Below are 4,237 nucleotides of genomic sequence, written 5' to 3' on the forward strand. Positions count from 1 at the left end.
ATTTTGGAGTATGACTCAATTACCGATTTTGATCCCTACTTCCCTACATTGTTACAAAAATTGTAGGGTACTATGGTAAAACTTGCATTCTTATAAAAATTTAATAAAAAAATAATGTTATGATAAGGGTAACACCTCCTCAAAAAATTATATCTTTTGCTGAAAATAAATCTGACCTAGATAAAATTGCTCAATTTATTAAGGACGATTGGGCAATAGTAAAATTAATGCCATATGGTAATTATTTTATTGGCGTCATGGAAAAGATGCAGCATGACAATACCATAAATGCCCAAGATCAAACTGTTTATATACCTCCAAGAAAAAAGATCATTTTTACTTAATTTTAAAGTGGCTTCTTGCAATGACGGTGTTATAGTCAATTCAGGGGAATTTGGGAATTTTGATCCCGCACCGAAGCAGGGATGACGCTAACTCTTTTGTCATTCCTGCGAAAGCGGGAATCTAGACCCCTGCTTACGCAGGGGTGACACTAAGCCACAACTGTTGAAAGTTATAAGGTAGAGCAAGTTTTAGATAGCTTTCCCGTCATTGCGAGACCACGTAGTGGTCGTGGCAATCCATTTTTGGTTACTTTTGTGTATTGCTTCGTCGACCTGCGGTCTTCCTCGCAATGACGACTTTTCTAGCGGGAATCTAGTATATAGTCAATTGATGAGAAGTTGGGGACGTTGTCGCTCAATGCTCGCCTATTACTTATAGGCGTCGCTCCATCGCTCCTAGCCCCAAATTCTCCTGAATTGACTATAACTGCTCTATATCGTTAATAGAGACTTCTTGTTGATCAAAACCCTCAGGAGGGCTAGCAGCATCTTGCTTATTAATTCTTGCGTAATCCTGTGCTTCAGATTCTGACCTTGCGACAATTACTGTTATATTTGTGCTAAGATCAGCATGTAACCTAACCTCTACGACAAAGGCACCGGTTGATTTTATCGGCTTCTTAAGAATAATATTTAAATGTGATATTGACTGTGAAGAAGCCTTAGACAAACTTTCGGCAATTTCTTTATTATTCACTGACCCAAACAATCGGCCATCATCAGCAGACTGTCTAATAAATACTAATTCTTTATTACTTATAATAGTATTAATAGCTTCTGCCTCAGCTCTTATTTTTAGGTCTTTTCCCTCAAGATCATGTTTTTGAGTTTCTATGAGCTGTTTATTGAGTTCTGTTGCTCTAATTGCTAATTTTCTAGGGATAAGATAATTACGAGCAAAACCCCTTTTTACCTTAAGAATTTCTGCAATCTTCCCGAGCTTTCTTACGGGTTTAATTAAAATAACTTCCATTTTATTCCTCTGCTCAAACTTGAAACACAAAAGGCAATAATGCTAGAATTCTAGCAATTTTTATAGCATTTTTTAGTTTTCTTTGTTTTTTGGCACATACATTAGTGATTCGGCTAGGTAGCATTCTACCGCCTTCTGATACAAATTTTATTAACAAGTCAGGGTTCTTGTAATCAATTATTGGAGCATTAGCAACAGAAAGAGGGCAACCTTTACGTTTTCTAAAAAACACCCTTTTATTATTTTTATCAGCCATTTTAGTCATTGACTTAGAGTCAGTAGCATCATTTTCAAACATTTTAATCTTTTCCAATTTTATTACATTGAGTCTTTATTAATTGTTACATCCACTATTTCTTCATGATCTAAACTTTTGCTTCTTAGAATCGGTGAAGGTTCAGTGCTTATTGAGTCAACATTTATATTAATAAACCTAATAATATTTTCGCTTAGCTTCATTTTCCTTTCCATTTCAGTTATTACTGAAAAGTCAGTTTTAAGCCCCATAAAAACATAATGTCCTTTTTTGTTATTACCAATCTTATAGGCTAAACTTCTTAAACCCCAATATTCAGTTTTAACAACTTCACCATTACTATTTTCAACAATTTTAGTAAAATCATCGGTAATTTTATCTACATCAGCAGACGAAATATCTTGCCGTATGATAAAAACTGATTCGTAAAAAGCCATATATAAGAATCTCCAGCTACAAAATAAAGTTATTTATAACAACAAAAAACATTTAATTCAAGTGTTATCTTTACTACAAGGCATAATTAATGAATCTCTAAAATATCTCTAATAATTGCATAATTACAACCGTTTTCTACGGTCTGTAAACAAATAATTAAATTAGTAGACTTATGTTAATAAATTTAGTAGAAATTTATTAATTAATTCGATAATATTGCGCTTTAAAAAGTTAAGTTTAATAATCATTACAATAATTTACAATAATGTAACATTAGACTCTTGCATAACTAAAGGATACTCTTTTGCTTTAGAATTGGTTTCACAAAACTTTGGATATTGATGTACTTATGCTTAATAGCTGTATACGTTGTCTTAACTCCACCTTTTGTTTATGCTCCAATTTTTCAAACCATTTGGATAGACAATACAAGAATTTAGTTATGCCTAAAATCTTCATTTAATTAAGTATTAGCATGTTTGATAAATTACCACCGAGAATTCTTGTTATAGAATCAACTAAAAGCGTCAACGCTTCTCTGTCTAACGTCATGGAGAGAGCGTGGTTTAACCTTATTAAGACTAATACAGTAGAAAAAGCAATAGTTCTTTCTGCTATTAATCCTCCTGATATAATTATTATTGACTCGATAGTACAAGATAAACTTGCTACAGAGATAGCAAGTAAAATAAGAGAAATTGATGATTTAGTGAGAGTTCCAATAATTTTTTTGTTACATCCAGGAGAATCTCTGTCTGGCTACGCTTTAGAAGATAGCAACTTTGTTGCTTGTCTCATTAAACCATTCACATCAGATCAATTAATGCTCTTAATAAGATCTTTATTAAGACGCTCTAATTTAATTCTACAAGATAAAGTTATAAAGTATAAAGAAGTAAGTATGGATCTTACCACTTATAAAGTAACTAATAACGGCAGGGTAATTCGTTTAGGACCAACAGAATTTAAGATTTTACAACTTTTCATAAAATCCCCTAAAGTAATATTTTCTCGTCAAGATATTGTAAACAAAGTGTGGGGAAAGGATGCGGTTATTGACTTACGTACTATTGATGTACATATAAATAGAATAAGAGCATCTCTAAATAACAAAAACTCTGAAGTATTTATAAAAACTGTTCGTTCCACAGGGTATTGCCTTGATTTACCAGATATTCAAGATTAAAGTAAGAAATTATCAAAAATTTCTTATATAATTCTTGCAAAAGATATACAACTTGCAATTTTAAAAATTTGGTGTAATATTCTGAATATTTTAATATATAAAGTACAAACCAATAGATTAGTTGTTATGAAATCAGATAAAATTAAAAGCACCCTCATTATACCATTATACATTATTATATTAATTATTGCAATACCGGTATTAAGCGAGACTATTTATACTCCCTCACTTCCTAGCTTAGCCAAAGATTTAGCAATTAGTGCTAATTTAGCTGAATATACCCTTACTATTTATTTGTTTGGTTTTGCTGTTGGGATGTTACTATGGGGTAACTTATCTGATTCTTATGGACGTAAGACTTGTCTACTTATAGGATTTTTGATTTATGCCTTATCATGCTACATTTGTTATCTATCAGATAATATAAATATGTTACTAGTTGCAAGATTTATGCAAGCTTTTGGGGCTAGTGTTGGGTCAGTATTAGGACAAACCATAGTTAGAGAAGCAATAAAACCGCAAGATCGTGGCAGGATATTCTCAACTATAAGTATTGCTATGGCTTTTGCTCCTGCTATAGGGTCAATGATCGGTAGTTTGGTAATAAAATTTTATCATTGGTCAGCTGTATTTCTTGTATTAATCGTAATGGCAATATTAATTATGTTGTTAGTATCAGCTAAACTTCCAGAAACTAACCAAAATCTAGAGGCTAAACGCTCGATTATTATATTGTATCAAGAATGTTTTAATAAAATGATCAGAGATATAAGATTGCTCGGTTTCGTATTTTTAATTGGAGCAGTAAATGGTATTGGATTTGGCTATTTTGCTGAAGCACCTTTTTATTTTATCTCAGGACTAAATATGGCAGCTTCATCATTTGGTATGATAGCATTATTTTTATGTATTCCTTCAATTTTAGGTGGGATTATATCTAAAAGGATGCACAAATTACGTCAATTCGGGATAAGGGATAAGAAAAAATAAAGGAGATATAGGAGTTGCAAGGAGTTAATGCCTGTGATAAATGTTTTTTT

The 4,237-nt window shown here is 32.0% G+C and carries 6 protein-coding genes; 3 read left to right on the top strand and 3 right to left on the bottom strand.

Annotated elements, in window-relative coordinates; genetic code table 11:
- Positions 1-119: 119 nt before the first annotated feature.
- Complete coding sequence (locus RiCNE_RS06105) at positions 120-344, top strand: DUF2674 domain-containing protein (protein WP_094649698.1); 225 nt, start codon at positions 120-122, stop codon at positions 342-344.
- A gap of 421 nt (positions 345-765) precedes the next feature.
- On the opposite strand, the gene rplI is transcribed toward RiCNE_RS06105, so the two are convergent.
- From rplI to rpsF, 3 genes are read right to left on the bottom strand one after another with little or no spacing between them, the layout of a single operon-like run.
- Positions 766-1,317, bottom strand: a complete 552-nt coding sequence (gene rplI, locus RiCNE_RS06115; RefSeq protein ID WP_094649699.1) for a 50S ribosomal protein L9 — start codon at positions 1,315-1,317, stop codon at positions 766-768.
- 13 nt (positions 1,318-1,330) lie between these two features.
- The gene (gene rpsR, locus RiCNE_RS06120; RefSeq protein WP_094649700.1) at positions 1,331-1,615 is read right to left on the bottom strand and encodes a 30S ribosomal protein S18; all 285 of its coding nucleotides are present in this window, start codon (positions 1,613-1,615) and stop codon (positions 1,331-1,333) included.
- A 20-nt stretch (positions 1,616-1,635) separates the two neighbouring features.
- Entirely contained in the window at positions 1,636-2,010 is a 375-nt protein-coding gene (gene rpsF, locus RiCNE_RS06125; protein ID WP_094649701.1) for a 30S ribosomal protein S6, read from the bottom strand.
- A 476-nt stretch (positions 2,011-2,486) separates the two neighbouring features.
- On the opposite strand from rpsF, the gene RiCNE_RS08100 reads away from it, so the two are divergent.
- Together RiCNE_RS08100 and RiCNE_RS06135 are read left to right on the top strand one after the other, a co-directional pair.
- Positions 2,487-3,197: a winged helix-turn-helix domain-containing protein gene (locus tag RiCNE_RS08100; RefSeq protein WP_094649702.1), complete on the top strand. Its 711-nt coding sequence runs from the start codon at positions 2,487-2,489 to the stop codon at positions 3,195-3,197.
- Between the two features lie 126 nt (positions 3,198-3,323).
- Positions 3,324-4,187 carry a Bcr/CflA family efflux MFS transporter gene (locus RiCNE_RS06135; RefSeq protein ID WP_094649703.1) on the top strand — a complete coding sequence of 288 codons (864 nt, stop codon included), beginning with the start codon at positions 3,324-3,326 and terminating at the stop codon, positions 4,185-4,187.
- Positions 4,188-4,237: the final 50 nt, after the last annotated feature.

Origin of the sequence: Rickettsia endosymbiont of Culicoides newsteadi (assembly GCF_002259525.1) — a bacterium.
Lineage (GTDB): Bacteria > Pseudomonadota > Alphaproteobacteria > Rickettsiales > Rickettsiaceae > Tisiphia.

Coding starts and splice junctions, on each gene's coding strand:
- RiCNE_RS06105 (WP_094649698.1), top strand. CDS start 120: ATGATAAGGGTAACACCTCCTCAAAAAATTATATCTTTTGCTGAAAAT.
- RiCNE_RS06135 (WP_094649703.1), top strand. CDS start 3,324: ATGAAATCAGATAAAATTAAAAGCACCCTCATTATACCATTATACATT.
- rplI (WP_094649699.1), bottom strand. CDS start 1,317: ATGGAAGTTATTTTAATTAAACCCGTAAGAAAGCTCGGGAAGATTGCA.
- RiCNE_RS08100 (WP_094649702.1), top strand. CDS start 2,487: ATGTTTGATAAATTACCACCGAGAATTCTTGTTATAGAATCAACTAAA.
- rpsR (WP_094649700.1), bottom strand. CDS start 1,615: ATGTTTGAAAATGATGCTACTGACTCTAAGTCAATGACTAAAATGGCT.
- rpsF (WP_094649701.1), bottom strand. CDS start 2,010: ATGGCTTTTTACGAATCAGTTTTTATCATACGGCAAGATATTTCGTCT.